Genomic DNA, 2,149 nt, shown 5'->3' with positions numbered 1-2,149 from the left:
GGCGCCACCCGCGCCGCCATCGAGGCGGCGGTCGCTTGCGCCGGCCCGGTCGAAATCGTGGTCAACAATGCCGGCGGCGGCGAGCGCGGCAGCCTGGCCACGACCACCGCCGAGACCTGGGCCGCGGATGTCGAGCTGAACCTGAACGGCCCCTATCACGTCGTCGCCGCGGTGATCGACGGCATGAAGGAGCGGCGCCGCGGCAGCATCGTCAACATCAGCAGCGTCAACGGGCTGCAGGCGCTGGGCCACCCGGCCTACAGCGCCGCCAAGGCCGGGCTGATCAGCTACACCCGGGCCCTGGCGGTGGAATACGGCCCGTTCGGCATCCGCGCCAATGTGATCTGCCCCGGCACCGTCCGCACCCCGATCTGGCAGGAGCGCGTCGACCGGAAGCCGGAGATCTTCGAATCCCTGCGCAAATGGTATCCGCTGCAGCGGGTGGCCGAGCCGGCGGACATCGCCAAGGCCGTGGCCTTCCTGGCCTCGGACGAGCTGGCCGGCTTCATCACCGGCGCCATGCTGCCGGTCGATGGCGGCCTGACCGCCGGCAACCGGGTGATGGCCGGGGAGCTCACGCTGGAGGAGTTCTGATCCATGGCGACGGTGCGGCTGGACGGAGTGGTGAAGCGCTACGGCGAGACGCAGGTGGTCCATGCGGTCGACCTCGACATCGCCGATGGCGAGTTCGTCGTCCTGGTCGGACCGTCCGGCTGCGGCAAATCCACCTTGCTGCGCATGATCGCCGGGCTGGAGACCATCTCCGGCGGCGACCTGCTGATCGGCGGCACCCGCGCCAACGACGTGCCGCCGCAGAAGCGGAACATCGCCATGGTGTTCCAGTCGTACGCGCTGTACCCGCACATGACCGCCCGGCAGAACATCGCCTATGGCCCCAGGCTGCGCGGCGAGCCGAAGCCGGAGATCGAGGCCAAGGTCGGCAAGGCCGCCGGGATCCTCAACCTGTTCGACTATCTCGAGCGGCTGCCGCGCCAGCTGTCCGGCGGCCAGCGCCAGCGCGTCGCCATGGGCCGGGCGATCGTGCGCGACCCCGCCGTCTTCCTGTTCGACGAGCCGCTGTCGAACCTCGACGCCAAGCTGCGGGTGCAGATGCGCACCGAGATCAAGGCGCTGCACCGCCGCCTCGGCACCACCATCGTCTACGTCACCCACGACCAGATCGAGGCGATGACGCTGGCCGACCGCATCGTGGTGATGAATGGCGGCCGGATCGAGCAGCAGGGCGTGCCGCTCGACCTCTACGACCTGCCGGCCAACACCTTCGTCGCCGGCTTCCTCGGCTCCCCGGCCATGAGCTTCCTGCCCGGCCGCTACCGCCGCGGCGCCGGCGGGCCGGCGGTCGATGCCGAGGACGGCACCCGCCTGCCCGCCCCCGACCGCGCCGCCGCCGACGACCAGCCGGTGCTGCTGGGCGTGCGGCCGGAGCATTTCAGCCTGGCCGAGGACGGCAACGGCGTGCCGGTGACGATCGATCTGGTCGAGCCGACCGGCGCCGAGACCCATCTCTACGGCACCCTGGCCGGCACCCGCGTCGCCGYCGTGATCCATGGCCGCCGCCGGGTGGTGCCGGGCGACATCGTCCCGCTCGCCCCCCTCGCCGCCCACGCCCATCTGTTCGACGCGGCCTCCGGCCGCCGCATCTGAAGGAAGCCCCGTCATGCAGGCGTCCGTCCTCGCCCTCGACCCGATCCTCGACTCCGCCATCGATGGCGCCAGCAAGGGCCTGCCGCCCGACCTCAGGCCGATCCCGTTCCGCAGCATCGGCGACCAGGGCTGGAACGCGCTGTCCGGCGACCTGCCCTTCCCGCAGGCGCTGCTGAAGCGGTCGGTGCTGGAGCGCAACGCCCGCTGGATGCGCGACATCCTGGCCGAGACCGGCGTCGCCCTGGCGCCGCACGGCAAGACGACGATGAGCCCGCAGCTGTTCGACCTGCAGCTCGCCAACGGCTCCTGGGGCATCACCGTCGCCACCGCCCAGCAATTCGAGGTCTGCCGCCGCTACGGGGTGAAGCGGATCCTGATCGCCAACCAGCTGGTCGACGCCGCGGCGATGCGCTCGGTGCTGGCGGCGCTGGCCGCCGACCCGGCGCTGGAGGCGTTCTGCCTGGTCGATTCCGTCGTCGGGGTG

General features: G+C 71.6%; 2 protein-coding genes and 1 pseudogene. All 3 read left to right on the top strand.

The annotated features are described in order from the left end of the window. The coding region (locus AB4Z01_RS36160) for an SDR family oxidoreductase (RefSeq protein WP_441701675.1) at positions 1-594 on the top strand (594 nt) is incomplete at its 5' end. Positions 595-597: 3 nt separating this feature from the next. Then, positions 598-1,665, top strand: a complete 1,068-nt coding sequence (locus tag AB4Z01_RS36155; protein ID WP_441701673.1) for an ABC transporter ATP-binding protein — start codon at positions 598-600, stop codon at positions 1,663-1,665. Between the two features lie 13 nt (positions 1,666-1,678). Then, a pseudogene (locus AB4Z01_RS36150) lies at positions 1,679-2,149 on the top strand (hypothetical protein); the annotation flags it as partial.

Source organism: Inquilinus sp. YAF38, assembly GCF_052113205.1.
Taxonomy (GTDB): Bacteria; Pseudomonadota; Alphaproteobacteria; order DSM-16000; family Inquilinaceae; genus Inquilinus.
This window is presented reverse-complemented; position numbering and strand designations above follow the sequence as displayed.